Source organism: Massilia sp. TS11, assembly GCF_022012445.1.
Lineage (GTDB): Bacteria > Pseudomonadota > Gammaproteobacteria > Burkholderiales > Burkholderiaceae_D > Telluria.
In genome coordinates, this window is record NZ_JAKLTS010000008.1 from 62,197 (window position 1) to 78,609 (window position 16,413).

Annotated in this window: 21 protein-coding genes; 6 read left to right on the plus strand and 15 right to left on the minus strand. The window is 64.5% G+C overall.

Annotated features, from left to right (window positions below; all coding sequences use genetic code 11):
- The first annotated feature begins 87 nt into the window (after positions 1–87).
- Positions 88–1,479, plus strand: coding sequence for a kelch repeat-containing protein (locus LZ005_RS13510; RefSeq protein WP_269106704.1), 1,392 nt, complete (start codon positions 88–90; stop codon positions 1,477–1,479).
- Between the two features lie 193 nt (positions 1,480–1,672).
- Here LZ005_RS13510 and LZ005_RS13515 read toward each other — a convergent pair whose 3' ends face one another.
- From LZ005_RS13515 to LZ005_RS13535, 5 genes are read right to left on the minus strand one after another with little or no spacing between them, the layout of a single operon-like run.
- Positions 1,673–2,260 (minus strand): SCO family protein, encoded by a 588-nt coding sequence (locus LZ005_RS13515; RefSeq protein ID WP_237808598.1) that lies wholly within the window; start codon positions 2,258–2,260, stop codon positions 1,673–1,675.
- A gap of 2 nt (positions 2,261–2,262) precedes the next feature.
- The gene (gene cyoE / locus LZ005_RS13520; protein ID WP_237808599.1) at positions 2,263–3,162 is read right to left on the minus strand and encodes a heme o synthase; all 900 of its coding nucleotides are present in this window, start codon (positions 3,160–3,162) and stop codon (positions 2,263–2,265) included.
- Positions 3,159–4,280, minus strand: a complete 1,122-nt coding sequence (locus LZ005_RS13525; RefSeq protein WP_237808600.1) for a heme A synthase — start codon at positions 4,278–4,280, stop codon at positions 3,159–3,161. The genes cyoE and LZ005_RS13525 overlap by 4 nt, the downstream gene beginning before the upstream one ends.
- Positions 4,280–4,834: a cytochrome C oxidase subunit I gene (locus tag LZ005_RS13530; RefSeq protein WP_237808601.1), complete on the minus strand. Its 555-nt coding sequence runs from the start codon at positions 4,832–4,834 to the stop codon at positions 4,280–4,282. The genes LZ005_RS13525 and LZ005_RS13530 overlap by 1 nt, the downstream gene beginning before the upstream one ends.
- 4 nt (positions 4,835–4,838) lie before the next feature.
- Complete coding sequence (locus LZ005_RS13535; protein ID WP_237808602.1) at positions 4,839–5,564, minus strand: SURF1 family protein; 726 nt, start codon at positions 5,562–5,564, stop codon at positions 4,839–4,841.
- A gap of 35 nt (positions 5,565–5,599) precedes the next feature.
- Between LZ005_RS13535 and LZ005_RS13540 the strand changes: the two genes are divergently transcribed.
- On the plus strand, positions 5,600–5,800 hold the full coding sequence (locus LZ005_RS13540; RefSeq protein WP_237808603.1) for a twin transmembrane helix small protein: 201 nt from the start codon (positions 5,600–5,602) through the stop codon (positions 5,798–5,800).
- Between the two features lie 85 nt (positions 5,801–5,885).
- Here LZ005_RS13540 and LZ005_RS13545 read toward each other — a convergent pair whose 3' ends face one another.
- The 7 genes from LZ005_RS13545 to LZ005_RS13575 all read right to left on the minus strand — a co-directional run bounded on the left by LZ005_RS13545 (position 5,886) and on the right by LZ005_RS13575 (position 11,622).
- The gene (locus tag LZ005_RS13545) at positions 5,886–6,746 is read right to left on the minus strand and encodes a cytochrome c oxidase subunit 3 (protein ID WP_237808604.1); all 861 of its coding nucleotides are present in this window, start codon (positions 6,744–6,746) and stop codon (positions 5,886–5,888) included.
- Between the two features lie 34 nt (positions 6,747–6,780).
- Positions 6,781–6,984, minus strand: coding sequence for a DUF2970 domain-containing protein (locus LZ005_RS13550; protein WP_237808605.1), 204 nt, complete (start codon positions 6,982–6,984; stop codon positions 6,781–6,783).
- Complete coding sequence (locus LZ005_RS13555; protein ID WP_237808606.1) at positions 6,985–7,524, minus strand: cytochrome c oxidase assembly protein; 540 nt, start codon at positions 7,522–7,524, stop codon at positions 6,985–6,987.
- On the minus strand, positions 7,524–7,628 hold the full coding sequence (locus LZ005_RS13560) for a cytochrome oxidase small assembly protein (protein ID WP_237808607.1): 105 nt from the start codon (positions 7,626–7,628) through the stop codon (positions 7,524–7,526). Before LZ005_RS13560 ends, LZ005_RS13555 begins: the two co-directional genes overlap by 1 nt.
- Positions 7,628–9,223, minus strand: coding sequence for a cytochrome c oxidase subunit I (gene ctaD, locus LZ005_RS13565; protein WP_237808608.1), 1,596 nt, complete (start codon positions 9,221–9,223; stop codon positions 7,628–7,630). The genes LZ005_RS13560 and ctaD overlap by 1 nt, the downstream gene beginning before the upstream one ends.
- Positions 9,224–9,235: 12 nt before the next feature.
- Complete coding sequence (gene coxB, locus LZ005_RS13570) at positions 9,236–10,423, minus strand: cytochrome c oxidase subunit II (RefSeq protein WP_237808609.1); 1,188 nt, start codon at positions 10,421–10,423, stop codon at positions 9,236–9,238.
- A gap of 287 nt (positions 10,424–10,710) precedes the next feature.
- Entirely contained in the window at positions 10,711–11,622 is a 912-nt protein-coding gene (locus LZ005_RS13575) for a methyltransferase domain-containing protein (protein ID WP_237808610.1), read from the minus strand.
- On the opposite strand from LZ005_RS13575, the gene LZ005_RS13580 reads away from it, so the two are divergent.
- From LZ005_RS13580 to LZ005_RS13590, 3 genes are all read left to right on the plus strand, one after another.
- Positions 11,621–12,406, plus strand: a complete 786-nt coding sequence (locus tag LZ005_RS13580) for a ComF family protein (RefSeq protein WP_237808611.1) — start codon at positions 11,621–11,623, stop codon at positions 12,404–12,406. The genes LZ005_RS13575 and LZ005_RS13580 overlap by 2 nt on opposite strands.
- On the plus strand, positions 12,385–12,855 hold the full coding sequence (gene trmL, locus LZ005_RS13585; RefSeq protein WP_237808612.1) for a tRNA (uridine(34)/cytosine(34)/5-carboxymethylaminomethyluridine(34)-2'-O)-methyltransferase TrmL: 471 nt from the start codon (positions 12,385–12,387) through the stop codon (positions 12,853–12,855). The genes LZ005_RS13580 and trmL overlap by 22 nt, the downstream gene beginning before the upstream one ends.
- Positions 12,856–12,968: 113 nt before the next feature.
- Positions 12,969–13,478 (plus strand): hypothetical protein, encoded by a 510-nt coding sequence (locus tag LZ005_RS13590; protein ID WP_237808613.1) that lies wholly within the window; start codon positions 12,969–12,971, stop codon positions 13,476–13,478.
- Here LZ005_RS13590 and LZ005_RS13595 read toward each other — a convergent pair whose 3' ends face one another.
- The 3 genes from LZ005_RS13595 to LZ005_RS13605 are packed head-to-tail and all read right to left on the minus strand — an operon-like array spanning position 13,479 to position 15,364.
- Positions 13,479–13,961, minus strand: a complete 483-nt coding sequence (locus LZ005_RS13595; protein WP_237808614.1) for an adenylyltransferase/cytidyltransferase family protein — start codon at positions 13,959–13,961, stop codon at positions 13,479–13,481.
- The gene (locus LZ005_RS13600; protein WP_237808615.1) at positions 13,958–14,170 is read right to left on the minus strand and encodes a DUF3717 domain-containing protein; all 213 of its coding nucleotides are present in this window, start codon (positions 14,168–14,170) and stop codon (positions 13,958–13,960) included. Before LZ005_RS13600 ends, LZ005_RS13595 begins: the two co-directional genes overlap by 4 nt.
- Complete coding sequence (locus LZ005_RS13605; protein ID WP_269106705.1) at positions 14,171–15,364, minus strand: PilT/PilU family type 4a pilus ATPase; 1,194 nt, start codon at positions 15,362–15,364, stop codon at positions 14,171–14,173.
- A 116-nt stretch (positions 15,365–15,480) separates the two neighbouring features.
- Between LZ005_RS13605 and LZ005_RS13610 the strand changes: the two genes are divergently transcribed.
- Positions 15,481–16,410, plus strand: a complete 930-nt coding sequence (locus LZ005_RS13610) for a LysR substrate-binding domain-containing protein (RefSeq protein ID WP_237808616.1) — start codon at positions 15,481–15,483, stop codon at positions 16,408–16,410.
- Positions 16,411–16,413 lie beyond the last annotated feature (3 nt).

The window sequence follows — 16,413 nt, forward strand, 5'->3', positions numbered from 1 at the left end:
AGCGGCAGAATCGCGACAATTTAATACAGCCAAGCGCGTCGGAACGACCTACACTCGGTGCTTTGCCCTCATCAACAGAGCCCCCTTATGGATCGACGTGAACTCCTGCGCGCCCTGGCCGCGCTTAGCCTGCCCGGCGCCCTGGTCGCCTGCGGCGGTGGCGGCGGCGCCCCCGTCCCGGCCCCGAGCCCGACCCCGCCCGCGCCCGGCGCGCCCAGCATCAGCGGCCTGAGCAGCGACAAGAGCAGCTACCAGGTCGGCGACAAGCCCAAGCTGACGGCCACCTTCAGCGGCGGCACTGGCCGCCTCGAGCCCGGTGCGATCGCCGTCACCAGCGGCGCCGCCGTCACCCTGCCGGCCCTGGCCACCAGCACGCGCTACCGCCTGATCGTCAGCAATGGCAGCCAGGAGGCCACGCGCGACATCGACCTGAGCGCCAGCTACCGCAACAGCTTCAGCACGATCGCCCTGCCGCTGGCCCGCTCGCAGCACGTGGCCGTCGCGACGCCGAGCGGCACGGTGTACGTGGTCGGTGGCGAAGGCAAGCCCGGCATCAGTTTTGAAGTGCTGAGTTTCGACATGGCCAGCGAGAGCTTCCGCGTGGCCGGCAATCTGATGAGCGGCCGCACCCTGCACACGGCCAATCTGCTGCCCGATGGCAGCGTGCTGATCATCGGCGGCAGCCGCACCGTGTCGGGCACGCCGGTTGCCGAGCGCTTCGACCCGGTCAGCGGCACCGCGCGCGCGACCAGCGGCCAGCCCCAGACCAGCCGTACCTACCACACGGCCACCATGCTGGCCGACGGCCGCGTGCTGATCGCCGGCGGCATCACCCAGGCCGGCCCCAGCCTGGCCACCAGCCTCGAGGTGTACGATCCGGCGACCGAGCGCTTCACCACCCTGCCCTTCGGCCTGCAGCAAAGCCGCTACGGCCACGTCTGCGTGGAGATCGGGCAAGGTCTGGTGATGCTCTACGGTGGTGCCATGATAGACGGCAAGCCGGCACGCCCCGAAGTGATCGACTTCATCGGCAATGGCACGACCCTGCTCAATCCCTCGTTCGACAGTGGCGTGCGCCTGTACGCGAATGCCGTCAAACGCGCTGGCGCCGACTGGGCCGTGCTGGGCGGCGAGACCCTGATCGACAGCGCGCCGCTGCCGACCACGCTGAACATCGGCATCGGCGGCCTGATGCTGCAGCCCGGCCCCAGCCTGCTGAGCGCGCGCAGCCAGCACGCCAGCGCCACCCTCGGCGACGGCCGCGTGCTGATCACGGGCGGCACGGCCGACATCCTGTCGAAGGCCGTGGCCAGCACCGAGATCTACCACCCGACCCAGAGCACCGGCGTGGCGGGCCCGAACATGGCAACGGCGCGCATGATGCACAGCGCCACCGCCCTACCGAACGGCAAAGTGCTGATCATCGGCGGCGTCGGCACTGACCGGCTGGCCCTGCCCACCGCCGAGCTCTACAGCTAAAAAACCGCCCCCCAAAAAATGGGGTCTGACCCTGATTTATCCCAACGGAAAAATCAGGGTCAGACCCCATTTGTTTGGGCGGAAATTTTTTGAGTGTTGGGCGTGGCGCTGCCGGGTGCCGGCCAGCGTGGCATTGGCCTCAAACAAAATGGGGTCTGACCCCATTTTGTTTGGGCGGAAAGTGTTGCGTGGGTCAGGACTGCTTGAGCAGGATTTTGAGGTCGTGCACGATCGGCGCGGCGCCCTGGCCGTGGCGCAGGAACAGGCGCGGCTTGCCCTTGGTGTCGAATACGAAGGAACCCGCCGTGTGGTCCATCGTATAGGTCTTCTCGTCCTTGCCCGGCACTTTGCTGTAGAAAACCTTGAACTGTTTGGCCGTCTGCGCGGTCTGATTATTGTCGCCCACCAGACCGAGGAAGCGCTTGTCGAACTGCGGCACATACGAGGCCAGCAGGGCCGGCGTGTCGCGCTCGGGGTCGACACTGATGAACAGCACCTGCACCTTGTCGGCGTCCGAACCGAGCTCTTTCATCACGTTCGCCATTTCGGCCATCGTGGTCGGGCACACATCCGGGCATTGGGTGTAGCCGAAGAAAATCACCACCACCTTGCCGGCGAAATCGGCCAGCTTGCGCGGCTTGCCGTTCATGTCGGTCAGGCTGAAATCCTGCGCATAGTCGATGCCGGTGATGTCGGTATTCTGGAAGCTCTGGGCTTCGGGCTTCTTGCAGCCGGCCAGCAAGGCGGCCGTGGCGATCAGGGCGAGCAGTAGTTTTTTCATGGTCAGAAACGGATGTAGTGATCGAGCAGCAGCGCGCCGAACAGCAGGGCCAGGTAGATGATCGACCAGGCGAAAGCCTTGCGCGCGACCAGGTCGCTGTAGTGGCGGTAAATGCGCCAGCCATACCAGATGAACACGGCGTTCAGCACGAGGGCGCTGGCCAGGTAGAGCCAGCTGGCCATCTTGACGGCGAAGGGCAGCAAGGTCGTCGCGGCCAGCATGATGGCGTACAGGAAGACGTGGAAGGCCGTGAAATGCATGCCGTGCGTGACCGGCAGCATCGGCAGGCCGGAGCGCGCATAGTCGTCGCGCCGGTACATGGCCAGGGCCCAGAAATGCGGCGGGGTCCAGACGAAGATGATCAGTACCAGCAGCCAGGCCTGCATCGGCACGTCATTCGCGACCGCGGCCCAGCCGAGCGCCGGCGGCATCGCGCCCGACAGGCCGCCGATCACGATGTTCTGTGGTGTGGCCGGTTTCAGCACCAGGGTGTAGATCAGCGCATAGCCGACAAAGGTGGACAGGGTCAGCCACATGGTCAGCGGATTGACGAGCGCGTACAGCACCCAGATGCCGGCAGCGCCGATCGCGCTGGCAAAGCCGATCGTCTGCGCCGTCGTCAGTTCGCCGGCGGCGGTGGCGCGGCGCGCCGTACGCGCCATCTTGGCGTCGATGCGCGCTTCGAGCAGACAGTTGACGGAGAAGGCGGCGCCCGCCAACAGCCAGATGCCGAGCGCGCCGAACAGCACGGTGCGCCAGGGCGGCAGGCCGTCGTCGGTGGCGAGGAACATGCCGATCACCGCGCAGAACACGGCCAGCTGCGTGACCCGCGGCTTGGTCAAAACCCAGTACTGGGCCAGGCGGTTGCCCGGCTGGGGGGCGGCGGAGGTGCGGCTGCTCATGGTTGGCGATGGGATTGGGCCAGGTCGCATTGGTACTTAGCCTTGTAGTTTAACACGCTGGCCAGCAGCACCAGACCGGCGGCGCCGGCATTGTGGAGGGCGGCAATGGCCAGCGGACTCTTGAAATAAATGGTGGCGATGCCGGTCACGAACTGCGCGAGCACCAGGGCGAGCATGGCGCGCACGGTCGGGCGCAGCGCGGCCTGGGGCCAGGCGCGCCAGGCCGTCAGGCCGACCAGCAGGGCCACGATCCAGGCCATATTGCGGTGCACCCAGTGGATGGCGGTCAGCGCGGCGAACGGAATATAGTGGCCGGCCGCCGTCTTGCCGAGCTCGCGCCACAGCGTGTAGCCGTGCTCGAAATCCATCTCCGGCACCAGGCGCCCGGCGCACAGCGGATACTCGGTGCAGGCCAGGGTCGCGTAATTGGTCGCCACCCAGCCGCCGAGGAAGACCTGGAGCGCGACCACGGCCGCCGTGGCCAGGGCCAGCAGGCGCGCGCTGCGCAGCTGGGCGAGGCTGTGCCCGGCATTGCTGTTGCCGAGATTGGCCTCCTGGCGCGCGCCCAGCCAGACCAGGCTCGCGAGGAAAGTCATGCCCAGCATCAAGTGGGTGGTGACGATGATCGGCTGCAGCTTGAAGGTGACGGTCCAGGCCCCGAAGGCGCCCTGCAGGCAGACCAGCAGAAAAATCCCGAGCGGCAGCCAGGGCGAGTGCTCGGCAAAGCGGGTCTTGCGGTACTTGAGGATCGACCAGACCAGGATCACGATGGTGAGCACGCCGACGCCCGAGGCCAGGGCGCGGTGGATCATCTCGATCCAGGCCTTGAAGGTGGTCACCGGACCGCTCGGCAGCATGGCCTCGGCCGCGTCGATATGCTCCTGGGCGAGGAAGGGATTGGCATGGCTGAAGCAGCCCGGCCAGTCCGGACAGCCGAGCCCGGAATCGGTCAGGCGTGTGTAGGCGCCGAACACGATCAGGTCAAAGGTCAGGAAGATGGTGACGCGTACCAGCTTGCGGAACTTGTTGCTGTCGGGCGAACGCAGCACATGCAGCAGCGGCAGGCTGGCAATCAGCAGCGCCGTCAGCGACAGCAGAAACAGGGTCGTGGCCGACATCAGCCGATCCCCGAGGCCTTGAGCACCTTGCCGATGTCCTTGCTGACCTTCTTCGGATCCGGGTCTTTCGGCCAGCGCATCATCAGATTGCCGAGCGGGTCAATCATGAACACGTGCTCGGGCAAGTGCATGCCGGTTTCCAGCGGCAGCCAGGCGGCCAGGCGGGCCGGATCGACGCGCAGCACGCGCATGCCCTCGAGCTGCTTGAGCAGCAGCGGCTCGATCGGCGCGTCGTCGGTGACCAGCCAGACGCGCTCGACGCGGTCCATCTCCTTGCCCTGCATCAGGCGTTCCTGACGCATGAAGTACAGCTGCTCCTGGCAGCGCTGCGGACAGGCGCCGCCGTCGGCCTTGACCAGCAGCCACTTGCCGGCGAAGTCCTTGAGGCCGGCCGGCTTGCCGTCGAGCGTGCGGCTGCCCAGGTCTGGAATCGGATACTGGCGCGGATCGATCAGCGTGCCATAGTTATTGCGCGCGCTCGGCTTCAGCACATAGTAGGTGAAATAGGACGCGATGACGGGGGCGGCGCAGACGGCCAGCACGGCCCACAGCATGCGGCTACTTTTGGGGTTCGCTTTCTTTTCTTCCACTGCGAAATCCTGTGATGATGAAATAGAGAATGGCGGCCACGGCCAGCGCATACCACTGGAAGGCATAGCCGCGGTGCTTGTTGATATCGACGTTGGGCGCCGGCCAGTCGCGCACGAGGCCGTCGCCGGTATCGCTGCGCTGTTCCAGCACCAGCGGTTCGAAGGCCAGGCGGCTGGCCGTGGCCACCTCCTGCCAGCCGGCATTGAGGACGATGGCGCCGGCCGTCGGCGCCACATCCTGGCCGAGCGCCAGCGCGTGCCCGAGGGCGCCATGGGCGACGCCCGTCAGCGTGATCTCGCCGGCCGGGGTCGGATAGGGGGCGATGCGTTCGCGCGCGGCCGGGTCGCGCGGCAGCCAGCCGCGCGCGACCAGCACATGGCGTTCGCTGTCGGCCAGGCGCAGCGGCATCAGCACGTAGAAGCCGGGGCGGCCCTGGTATTGGCGGTTTTCCAGATACACGGGATAGCCGGCGACGAACGTGCCGCGCACGCGCACCGGCTGAAAATCGGGCTGGCGGTCGCCGGCCGGCGTACGGTTCAGGTCGACCGGAGCCTGCTCGGCGCGCGCCTGCAGCTCGGCCTGCAGGGCGAGCTTGGCGGCCGCACGCCGGTCCTGCCATTGGCCGGCGGACACGCCAATCGCCACCAGCACACAGGTGGCGAGGAAGGGCACGAGTCGGAAGCGAAAGCGCATTACAATGTCACCTCAAACCGCAAGTTTCGCACATCATGAAATATTACGTTGCCATTGCCTTTGTCCTCATCATCGCCAGTCTCGGCTCCGCGCTGGTGTTCATCATGCGCGATAAGGGCAAAAGCAATCGGACGGTCGGGGCCCTGGCCATGCGCGTGGGCCTGTCCATCCTGCTGTTCGTGAGCATCCTCGTGCTCAACCATTTCGGCTACATCCAGCCGACCGGCATCCGCTGAGCGGCGCCGGCATCAGCAAAAAAGCCGCAGCGGACCGAGTCCTCCTGCGGCTTTTTCGCCTGGCGGCCACGCGGGCCGCGCCGGATTACATCCAGTAGACGACGACGTACAGGCCGAGCCAGACCACGTCGACGAAGTGCCAGTACCAGGCCGCGCCTTCGAAGCCGAAGTGACGCTCGGCGGTGAAGTCGCCGCGGATCACACGGTAGAGCACGACGGACAGCATGATCGCGCCCATGGTCACGTGGAAGCCGTGGAAGCCGGTCAGCATGAAGAAGGTCGAGCCGTAGATGCCCGAGGTCAGCTTCAGGTTCAGTTCGTGGTAGGCGTGGATGTACTCGTAGGCCTGGAAGCCCATGAAGGTCGCGCCCAGCAGCACGGTCAGGAACAGCCACAGCGCGGTCTTGCTGCGCTGGCCCGCGCGCAGTGCGTGGTGGGCGATGGTCAGGGTCACGCCCGAGGTCAGCAGCAGCGCCGTGTTCAGGGTCGGGATCGGGAACGGGCCCATCTTGGTGAAGGACTCGACCGTGCCGGCCGGCGAGGCGCCCGCCCAGATGCCTTGGTAGTCGGGCCAGATCACCTTGTGATCGAGGTCGGCCAGCCAGGGCATGGTGATCGAACGTGCATAGTAGAGGGCGCCGAAGAAGGCGCCGAAGAACATCACTTCGGAGAAGATGAACCAGCTCATCGACCAGCGGTAGGACAGGTCGATCTTGTCGCTGTACTGGCCCGCTTCGGATTCCGCGATGGCGGTGCCGAACCAGAAATACAGCACGCACAGGGTGGCCAGGATGCCGGCGATGTTCGCCGCCGGCCCCCAGGAGATGCCATTGACCCAGGCGGAGGCGCCTGCCATGGTCAGCAGCAGGGACATACCGGCCAGCACCGGATACTTGGAGGGACCGGGTACGAAATAGTACGGCGCGGTCGCTTGCGGTGACTTCATTCTGATCTCCCTAAACAAAAACTCTCTGTAATTCTTACTTGGCTACCACCATACGCACAATACTCAGCAGCACCAGGATGAACACGACGGCGCCGATGACGCCGGCGATGATCACATACACCGGGTTAAGCTGCTGCGCATCCTTCTCGTAATCGCTTTTCTTCCGGATCCCGAAGAAGGACCAGAGCACGGCCTTCATCGTGGCTAGGAAGGAAGCGGAACGCTTCGGTGCATTCATTCAAGTCCCTGCGACTTCAAAAAACGTGTACGACAGCGTGATGGTCTTGATATCGCGCGGCAGGGCCGGATCGATATAGAACATCACCGGCATCTGCTTGGCTTCATGCGGTTTCAGCGTCTGCTGTTTGAAGCAGAAGCATTCGACCTTCTTGAAGTGCTGCATCGCCTGCTTCGGGGCATAGCTGGGGATCGCCTGGGCGCTCACCTGCCGCCCCTGGGTGTTGACCACTTCGTAGACGATGGTGGTCAGTTCACCCGGGTGGACCTCGACACTGCTCTTGACCGGGCGGAAGCGCCACGGCCCCTGGGCATTGCCGTCGAATTCGACCGTGATCGTGCGCGAGGTATCCACTTGCGTGTTGGTCGGCATGGCCACGGTGCCATCTTTCTGGGTCAGGGTGTTGATCCCGAGTGCTTCGCACACGGCCTTGTAGGCGGGGATCAAGGCATACCCAAACCCGAACATCACAACCGCGATCACGATCAGCTTGCCCATCGTGGCGCGGTTCAGGCGGCGCAGGAAGGAGTTCTCAGCCATTATTTCAGCAGGTGGCGCACAATCACCGCCACGAAGAACACCAGGGCCACGCCGCCCAGAATCAAGCCGAGCCTTGCATTGCTCGGCTTTTTCCCATCACTCATTACTTCACCGTCGGCGGGGTCTCGAAGGTGTGGAACGGTGCCGGCGACGGCACGGTCCACTCGAGGCCTTCGGCGCCTTCCCAGGGCTTGGCGTCGGCTTGCTTGCCGCCTTTGATCGAGGGCAGCACGACGAACAGCAGGAAGTAAGCCTGCGACAGGCCGAACCAGAAGGCGCCCACGGTGGCGATCTGGTTGAAGTCGGTGAACTGGGCAGCGTAGTCGGCATAGCGACGCGGCATGCCGGCCAGACCCAGGAAGTGCATCGGGAAGAAGGTCACGTTGAACGAAATGATCGACGACCAGAAGTGAATCTTGCCGCGCGTTTCGTTGTACATGAAACCAGTCCACTTCGGACCCCAGTAGTAGAAGCCGGCGAACAGCGAGAACAGCGAGCCGGCCACCAGCACATAGTGGAAGTGGGCCACGACGTAGTAGGTGTCCTGGATCTGGATGTCGATCGGGGTCATCGCGCAGATCAGGCCGGTGAAGCCGCCCATCGTGAACACGAAGATGAAGCCGACCGCAAACAGCATCGGGGTTTCAAAGGTCATCGCCCCTTTCCACATGGTGGCGACCCAGTTGAACACTTTCACGCCGGTCGGCACGGCGATCAGCATGGTCGCGTACATGAAGAACAGCTGCGAGGTCACCGGCATGCCGGTCACGAACATGTGGTGGGCCCAGACGATGAAGGACAGAATCGCGATCGAGGCGGTGGCGTACACCATCGAGGCGTAGCCGAACAACGGTTTGCGGGCGAAGGCCGGGATGATCTGCGAGACGATGCCGAAGGCCGGCAGAATCATGATGTAGACCTCGGGGTGGCCGAAGAACCAGAAGATGTGCTGGTACATGACGGGGTCGCCGCCGCCGGCCGCGTTAAAGAACGAGGTGCCGAAGTGACGGTCGGTCAGGGTCATGGTGATGGCGCCGGCGAGCACCGGCATCACGGCGATCAGCAGGTAGGCGGTGATCAGCCAGGTCCAGCAGAACATCGGCATCTTCATCAGGGTCATGCCCGGGGCGCGCATGTTCAGGATCGTCACGATGATGTTGATCGAACCCATGATCGACGAGGCGCCCATGATGTGCATGGCGAAGATACCCATGTCCATGCCGATGCCCATCTGGGTCGACAGCGGCGCATACAGGGTCCAGCCGGCGGCGGTGGCGCCGCCCGGCACGAAGAAGGAACCGACGAGCAGGATCGCGGCCGGCGGCAGCAGCCAGAACGAGAAGTTGTTCATGCGCGCGAAGGCCATGTCGGAGGCGCCGATCTGCAGCGGGATCATCCAGTTGGCGAAGCCGACGAAGGCCGGCATGATGGCGCCGAACACCATGATCAGGCCGTGCATCGTGGTCAGCTGGTTGAAGAACTCCGGCTGGAAGAACTGCAGGCCCGGCTTGAACAGCTCGGTACGGATCATCAGGGCCAGCACGCCGCCCGAGAGCAGCATGATGAACGAGAACCACAGGTAGAGGCTACCGATGTCCTTGTGGTTGGTCGCGAACAGCCAGCGACGGAAGCCCGTCGGGTGATCGTGATGGTGATCGTGCGCGTGATCGTGTGCGTGATCCAAAGTGGTCGTGCTCATATTAACTCCCGATTACTTACGTGCAGCCAGCACTTCAGCCGGTTGGACAATGTTTTCTTCCGCCTTGTTCGACCAGCTGTTGCGGGTGAAGGTGATGACGGCGGCGATGTCGGTATCCGACAGGGCCTTCCACTCCGGCATGGCCGACGGGAACTTGCCGCTCTTCTTACCGTTCAACAGCACATTGATCTGCTCAGCTTTCGGACCGGTCACGACCGGCGAACCATCGAGCGCAGCGAAGGCGGCCGGCACACCCTTGCCATTCGGCTGGTGGCAGACGGCGCAGTTGGTGTTGTACACCTTCTCGCCGCGCGACTTCAGCTCGTCCAGGGTCCAGACCTTGGACGGGTCGTCCGCCTTGGCGGCCATTTCCTTCTTCTTGCCTTCGACCCACTTCGTGTAGTCTTCGGCCGAGACCACCTTCACGACGATCGGCATGAAGGCGTGTTCTTTACCGCACAGCTCGACGCAGTTGCCGCGGTAGGTACCGATTTTCTCGGCCTTGAACCAGGTGTCGCGCACGAAGCCCGGGATCGCGTCCTGCTTGACGGCGAAGGCCGGGATGGTCCACGAGTGGATCACATCGTTGGCGGTGGTAATCAGGCGGATCTTCTTGTTGACCGGGACCACCATCTCATTGTCGACTTCGAGCAGGTAGTTTTCGCTGCGCTGGCCGACCGGGGCCACGCCGGGCTGGCCGACCTGTTCGCGCGGGGTGGACAGGGTCGACAGGAAGCCGATGCCCTCGCCTTCGCCCTTGAGGTAGTCGTAACCCCATTTCCACTGCATGCCGGTGACCTTGATGGTGATGTCGGCGTTCGAGGTGTCTTTCATCGCGACCACGGTCTTGGTGGCCGGCAGGGCCATGCCGATCACGATCAGGAAGGGCACGATGGTCCAGGCGATCTCGACGGCGGTCGATTCGTGGAAGGTGGCCGGTTTGTGACCCAGCGATTTGCGGTGCTTGAACACCGAGTAGAACATCACGCCGAACACGGCGATGAAGATCACCAGACAGATGATCATCATCATGGTGTGCAGGTTATAGACGTCGGCAGCGATCTGTGTGACCGGTTGCTGCAGGTTGAGCTGAAGCTCAACCGGACGGCCCTGCACGCCCGCTTCCTGTGCCAGAGCCGGCAGACCGGCAGTCATGGCCAGACCGAGCATCGAGGCTTGAAGTCGCTTTACATTAATCATGTTCTCCCCAACCACCCAAAAAATTAGAATCTTTTCACTTTGCAGAACTGCAAAGTCCTGCAGGCTGACAGACTTCCACACAAAAAGGCCCCGCGCCGGGCCTCCGGCGGGAACCTTCCATTGTGAATACAGACTTTTGTTACAGCGCACTAGTCCACATTCGACAAAATTAGTCGTTGATTATAATCAAGGACTTCTGACTCTATCAAGGGAAAAACTGACCGGCAGGGCTTGACAAGCAGAATTTTGCCCCCATGTGGGGCGCGTTTTTTATTATTGCAAAGAAATTATGCTTGCTTGCGCGGCATGAAACGGATGATGGCTTCGCCGTCCTGGGTGACGCGCGGGGCCGGCCGGAAGGCGTGGCCGTAGATCACCTCCAGGCTCAGGGCCAGGCTGCCGTCGGGCCGGCGCTGGGCCTCGAGCGCGGCGCGCACCCGCTGCCAGGCAGCGCGCCCGATCAGGCCGCGCCGGCGCGTGGCCAGCGGATTGCCGCCAAATGCGCGCACGTCGGCCAGCAGAGCATCGACCGTGTCATAGGTCAGCGTGATCACCTCCATGTCCATGACCGGCGTGGTGAAGCCGGCCGCCACCAGTTGATCCCCAAAATCGTGCATGTCGACGAAGGGCAAGGTGTGGGCATGCTGGTCGAGCGTGGCGAAGGCCGCGCGCAGCTGCTTGAAGGTGTCCGGCCCGAAGGTGGAGAACATCAGCAAGCCATCGACGCGCAGCACCCGCCGCCATTCAGCGAACACCTGGTCCGGCTGGGGATGCCAGTGCAATGCGAGGTTGGACCAGACCAGATCGAAAGAGTTCACGCCGAACGGCAGCTGGGCGAAATCGGCACAGACCAGGTCGGTGCCGGTCTTGCGTGGCATCAGCTTGCCGAGCAGTCCGCTGAGCCCGCCAGCGGCCGGGCGCTGGGCCGCGGCCGCCGCCAGCATGGCCGGGGCGGCGTCGACCCCAACCACCTGGGCCGCGCCATAGCGCTGCTGAAACACGGCCAGATCGGCGCCGGTGCCGCAGCCGGCATCGAGCACGCGCTGCGGTTGAACTTTCACCAGCTCCAGACGCTCATGCATACGGGAGGCGATTTCACGCCGCAGGAAGTCGGCCAGCGCCAGCCGCTCCGGACGGGCGAACAGACGGCGCACGCGGGCCAGATCGATCGGGGCACTGAGTTCGGACGGAGCAGCCATGGACAGCGACAAACAAGAACAGGAAAGGCGCCAGTGTAACCGTTTGGGCCGCTGGGCGGCGGCGCTGGGCGCGTTTTGCCTGCCCGGCGCCTGCCTGCTGTGCGCCGGCCCGGCGCGCGCGGCCGTCTGCGCCGCCTGCGACGCCTGGGCCTGCCCGCCGATGGCGCGCTGCCCGTGCTGCGCCAACCCGCTCGCGCCCGCCAGCGGCGGCCTGTGCGGCGCCTGCCTGGCCCAGCCGCGCCATTTCGACGCCACGCTGGCGGCCGGTCCGTATGCCGAGCCGCTCGACCGCCTGGTGCTGCAGCTGAAATTCGGCCAGCGCCTGGTGCTGGCGCCATGGGGCGCGGCGCGCCTGCAGGCGGCCCTGGCCGGCGCCGCCCTGCCTGATCTGCTGTGCCCGGTACCACTGGGTGCGGCGCGCCTGCGCCAGCGCGGCTACAACCAGGCGCTCGAGCTGGCGCGGCCGCTGGCGCGCGCGCTCGGCCTGCCGCTGCGGGCCGATCTGCTGCGGCGCGTGCGCGAGACGGCCGCCCAATCAAGCCTGGCGCCGGCGGCGCGCGCGGCCAATGTGCGCGGCGCATTCGGCCTGACAGCCGCTACAATGGCAGAGCTTGACGGGCGCCACATCGGCGTCGTCGATGACGTGATGAGCAGCGGCCACACGCTCGACAGCATTGCGGCCCTGCTCAAGCGCCATGGCGCACGCCGCGTGAGCAACATCGTGCTGGCGCGCACCCCGCCCCATCGAGAGGAGAAGCCCCCTTGTTTCATGTCGTACTCGTGAACCCCGAGATTCCGCCGAACACCGGCAATGTGATCCGCCTGTGCGCCAACACCGGCGCCCAGCTGCATCTGATCGAGCCGCTCGGCTTTCCTCTCGATGACAGCAAGATGAAGCGCGCCGGCCTCGACTACCACGACTATGCCAGCATGAAGGTCCACCCGAGCTGGGAAGCGTTTCTGGCCAGTGAGAACCCGGCGCGCACGCGCATGTTCGCCATGACCACCCACGGCGCGCGCCCGTTTGCCGCGCTGGACTTTGCCCCGGGCGACTATTTCATCTTCGGCTGCGAGACGCGCGGGCTCGATCCGGCCCTGCGCAACAGCTTTCCCGAAGCGCAGCGCATCCGCCTGCCGATGCTGCCGCACAGCCGCAGCCTGAACCTGTCGAACACGGTCGCCGTGGTCGTCTACGAAGCCTGGCGCCAGCAGGGCTACGCCGGCGGCGCCTGAAGCCGCCGCTGCAAACCGGAAAAATGGGGTCTGACCCCATTTTTCTTAAACGACAACTTTGCGCGCCAAATCTCTGCCAGAATAGGCTGGTGTACGTCGTTGAGGTCGCTGTCATGCGTCATTTTCTTGCTCTGCTTCTTTGCTGTGTGTGCGGCCTGGCCCAGGCCGGGGAAGGCTTTACCCTGTTCGGCCCGCCGGCCACGGGCAGCAATCTGCGCCGTATGATCGTCAGCAATCATCCGGTCCCCTTCGACAAGGCCTATGCCGAACTGACGCCCGAGCAGCAGCAGTGGGTGCGCAATCAGTACAAGGAACTCGGGCCGAACGATGTGCCGCCCTTCCCGCGCGCCGGCCTGGCCGAGCTCTACCGCGCGGCCGCCCTGGTGGCCGACCGCATCGACAGCGGCGGCTATCTGTATCTGGTGGCGCGCGTCAATGCCGAGGGCAAGGCCGAGGAGATCGAGGTTTACAACACGCCCGACACGCTCGTGTCGCGCTATGTGGGCATGGCCATGCTGCTGGAAAAATACACGCCGGCGCGCTGCAACGGCGTGCCCTGCGCGATGGAATTCCCGTTCCGTCTGAACGTCTCGCGCAGCGGCCTGTATCCGAACGTGCTGTGATCAGCGGCTGAAGGCACGCACCTTAGCCAGCAGCTTGCTGGTCGAGCGGTCGTGGGCGAAGTCGATCGCCACCGCCTGGCCGCCATAGGCCATCACCGCCTGGCCCTCGGGAATCGCGTGCATGTCGTAGTCGCCGCCCTTGGCGTAGATCTCGGGGCGCGCGCTGAGTACGGCTTCGAGCGCCGTGTCTTCCTCAAAGTCCACCACCAGACTGACCGATTCGAGCGCGGCCAGCACGGCCATGCGGTCGGCGCAGGTATTGACGGGCCGGTCATCGCCCTTGCCCAGGCGCTTGACCGAGGCATCGGTATTGCAGGCCACCACCAGCGAAGCGCCGAGCGCGCGCGCCTGGGCCAGATAAGTGACATGGCCGCGGTGCAGAATGTCGAACACGCCATTGGTCATGACGACGGGCTTGGGCAGCTGGGCCACGCGCGCGGCCAGCTCGGCGCGCGTACAGAGTTTGGTTTCGAAATCGATCATTGCTGTGTCAGGGCGGCCTCGATCAGGCCGCGTGGGTAGGAATCAAGCGCGGCCGTATCAAGGCACGCGCGCCGTTCGTAAATCATCCGTCCGTACAGAGTGGCCAGGGCACTGAGCTCGGGCGCCAGCACGCCTTCCGGTCCGCGCGCCGGCAGGCGGGCGCGCCAGAAGTTGATGGCGCTTTCCAGTTGCGCTAGCGAACACTCCATTTATTTTTTCTCCGGCTCGCCGCCTTCCTCGTCTTCCTCGGGTTCTTCCTGGATCGACAGGCTGACGCCGCCCTTGCTGTCCTCCGCGCCCGGCTCCTTGCGTTCGCCCTTGAGCTTGATCTGCAGGCGCAGGCCATTGGCCGAGTCGGCATTGCGGATCGCCTCGTCGTAGCTGATATAGCCTTTGTTGTACAGCTCGTAGAGGGCCTGGTCGAACGTGCACATGCCCAGTTCACGCGACTTATGCATGATCTCTTTGATCGACTGGAAGTTCCCCTTCAGGATCAATTCGCTGATGGTCGCCGTGTTGAGCAGAATTTCGATGGCGGCCTTGCGCCCCTTGCCGTCCTCGGTGCGCACGAGGCGCTGGGAAATGATGGCGCGCAGATTCGAGGACAGGTCCATCAGCAGCTGCTGGCGCCGCTCTTCGGGGAAGAAGTTGATGATCCGGTCCATGGTCTGGTTGGCATTGTTCGCGTGCAGCGTGCCCAGGCACAGGTGGCCGGTTTCGGCAAAAGCGATCGCATGCTCCATGGTTTCGGTGTCGCGGATCTCACCGATCAGGATCACATCGGGCGCCTGGCGCAGCGTGTTCTTCAGCGCGTTATGCCAGGACAGGGTGTCGACCCCGACCTCGCGGTGCGTGATCAGGCAGCCCTTGTTCTTGTGCACATACTCGACCGGGTCCTCGACCGTGATGATATGGCCGAGCGAATTGGTATTGCGGTAGTCGATCATCGCCGCCAGCGTGGTCGACTTGCCCGAGCCGGTGCCGCCCACCACCAGCACCAGGCCGCGCTTGGTCATGATGACATCCTTGAGCACCTCGGGCAGGTCGAGCTTCTCGAAGTTCGGAATCTCGGAGGCAATCGTGCGGATCACCATGCCGACATTTTGCTGCTGCACGAAGACATTCACGCGGAAGCGGCAGACATTCGGCAGCGAGATCGCGAAATTGCATTCGAGGTCGGCCTCGAACTCGGCGCGCTGCTTGTCGTTCATCAGGCTATAGGCCAGGGCGCGCGTGACGTCGCCGGTCAGCTTGGTCTGGCTCATCGGCTTCATCTGGCCCTGGTGCTTCATCGAGGGCGGGAAATCGGCCGAGATAAACATGTCGGAGCCACCCAGCTGGTGCATCCCCGTCAAGAGTTTGTGAATATAGGCCTGGGCTTCGGCCGGACCAAGAGTGGACATAGGCAGCTTCCGTCGTGAAAGGTTGGCGGGGAACGCTGTATGATTATATCGACAGCAATAAGCTAAAATAAACTGGTTTCTGGCCACTTTCGCAGTCCTCGTGTTCCTCCCCTGCCATGACACTGACTGAACTGAAGTACATCGTTGCCGTAGCACGCGCCCGCCACTTCGGTCATGCCGCCGAGGCCTGCTTCGTGGCCCAGCCCACTTTATCGGTCGCCATCAAGAAGCTCGAAGACGAGCTCGGCGTCGTGTTGTTCGAACGCGGCGGCTCCGAGGTTTCGGTCACGCCCCTGGGCGCGCAGATCGTGGCCCAGGCCGAGCGCGTGCTCGAACAGACGGCCGCCATCAAGGAGCTGGCCAAGCAGAACAAGGACCCGCTGTCGGGCCCGCTGCGCCTGGGCGTGATCTACACGATCGGCCCCTATCTGCTGCCGCCGCTGGTCAAGACCATGATCGACACCCTGCCCCAGATGCCGCTGGTGCTGCAGGAAAATTTCACGGCGCGCCTGCTCGACATGCTGCGCCAGGGCGAACTGGACGCGGCCATCATGGCCCTGCCCCTGCCCGAGCACGGCATGGCCGTGGCCCCGCTGTACGACGAGCCCTTTGTCGTGGCCGTGCCGCGCAACCACCCGTGGACCAAGCGCAAGGCCATTCCCGCCGAAGACCTGAAGAACGAGACCATGCTCCTGCTCGGCAACGGCCATTGCTTCCGCGACCAGGTGCTCGAAGTCTGTCCCGAGATGGCGCGTTTCGCCGCGCCCGGCAATGGCATGCAGCGCAGCTTCGAAGGCTCCTCGCTCGAAACCATCCGCCACATGGTGGCCAGCGGCATCGGCCTGACCGTGCTGCCGCGCGCCTCCGTGCCCGACATGCATCCGGCCGACGGCATGCTGCGCTTCCTGCCGTTCGAAGAGCCGGCGCCCTCGCGCCGCGTGGTCATCGTCTGGCGCAAGAGCTTTACGCGCAAGGCCGCGATCGACGCCGTCTGCCAGGCCGTGGCCGCCTGCAAACTGCCGGGCGTGAGCATGCTCAGCCAATAGGCC

Excerpts from the sequence above, each read along its gene's own strand:
- LZ005_RS13550 (WP_237808605.1), bottom strand. The coding sequence starts at position 6,984 with ATGAATGCACCGAAGCGTTCCGCTTCCTTCCTAGCCACGATGAAGGCC.
- cyoE (WP_237808599.1), bottom strand. The coding sequence starts at position 3,162 with ATGAGCAGCCGCACCTCCGCCGCCCCCCAGCCGGGCAACCGCCTGGCC.
- LZ005_RS13575 (WP_237808610.1), bottom strand. The coding sequence starts at position 11,622 with ATGGCTGCTCCGTCCGAACTCAGTGCCCCGATCGATCTGGCCCGCGTG.
- LZ005_RS13545 (WP_237808604.1), bottom strand. The coding sequence starts at position 6,746 with ATGAAGTCACCGCAAGCGACCGCGCCGTACTATTTCGTACCCGGTCCC.
- LZ005_RS13530 (WP_237808601.1), bottom strand. The coding sequence starts at position 4,834 with ATGCTGTGGGCCGTGCTGGCCGTCTGCGCCGCCCCCGTCATCGCGTCC.
- LZ005_RS13610 (WP_237808616.1), top strand. The coding sequence starts at position 15,481 with ATGACACTGACTGAACTGAAGTACATCGTTGCCGTAGCACGCGCCCGC.
- LZ005_RS13600 (WP_237808615.1), bottom strand. The coding sequence starts at position 14,170 with ATGGAGTGTTCGCTAGCGCAACTGGAAAGCGCCATCAACTTCTGGCGC.
- LZ005_RS13590 (WP_237808613.1), top strand. The coding sequence starts at position 12,969 with ATGCGTCATTTTCTTGCTCTGCTTCTTTGCTGTGTGTGCGGCCTGGCC.
- LZ005_RS13515 (WP_237808598.1), bottom strand. The coding sequence starts at position 2,260 with ATGAAAAAACTACTGCTCGCCCTGATCGCCACGGCCGCCTTGCTGGCC.
- LZ005_RS13605 (WP_269106705.1), bottom strand. The coding sequence starts at position 15,364 with ATGTCCACTCTTGGTCCGGCCGAAGCCCAGGCCTATATTCACAAACTC.
- LZ005_RS13525 (WP_237808600.1), bottom strand. The coding sequence starts at position 4,280 with ATGTCGGCCACGACCCTGTTTCTGCTGTCGCTGACGGCGCTGCTGATT.
- LZ005_RS13580 (WP_237808611.1), top strand. The coding sequence starts at position 11,621 with ATGGACAGCGACAAACAAGAACAGGAAAGGCGCCAGTGTAACCGTTTG.
- LZ005_RS13540 (WP_237808603.1), top strand. The coding sequence starts at position 5,600 with ATGAAATATTACGTTGCCATTGCCTTTGTCCTCATCATCGCCAGTCTC.
- coxB (WP_237808609.1), bottom strand. The coding sequence starts at position 10,423 with ATGATTAATGTAAAGCGACTTCAAGCCTCGATGCTCGGTCTGGCCATG.
- ctaD (WP_237808608.1), bottom strand. The coding sequence starts at position 9,223 with ATGAGCACGACCACTTTGGATCACGCACACGATCACGCGCACGATCAC.
- LZ005_RS13555 (WP_237808606.1), bottom strand. The coding sequence starts at position 7,524 with ATGGCTGAGAACTCCTTCCTGCGCCGCCTGAACCGCGCCACGATGGGC.
- LZ005_RS13595 (WP_237808614.1), bottom strand. The coding sequence starts at position 13,961 with ATGATCGATTTCGAAACCAAACTCTGTACGCGCGCCGAGCTGGCCGCG.
- LZ005_RS13560 (WP_237808607.1), bottom strand. The coding sequence starts at position 7,628 with ATGAGTGATGGGAAAAAGCCGAGCAATGCAAGGCTCGGCTTGATTCTG.
- LZ005_RS13510 (WP_269106704.1), top strand. The coding sequence starts at position 88 with ATGGATCGACGTGAACTCCTGCGCGCCCTGGCCGCGCTTAGCCTGCCC.
- LZ005_RS13535 (WP_237808602.1), bottom strand. The coding sequence starts at position 5,564 with ATGCGCTTTCGCTTCCGACTCGTGCCCTTCCTCGCCACCTGTGTGCTG.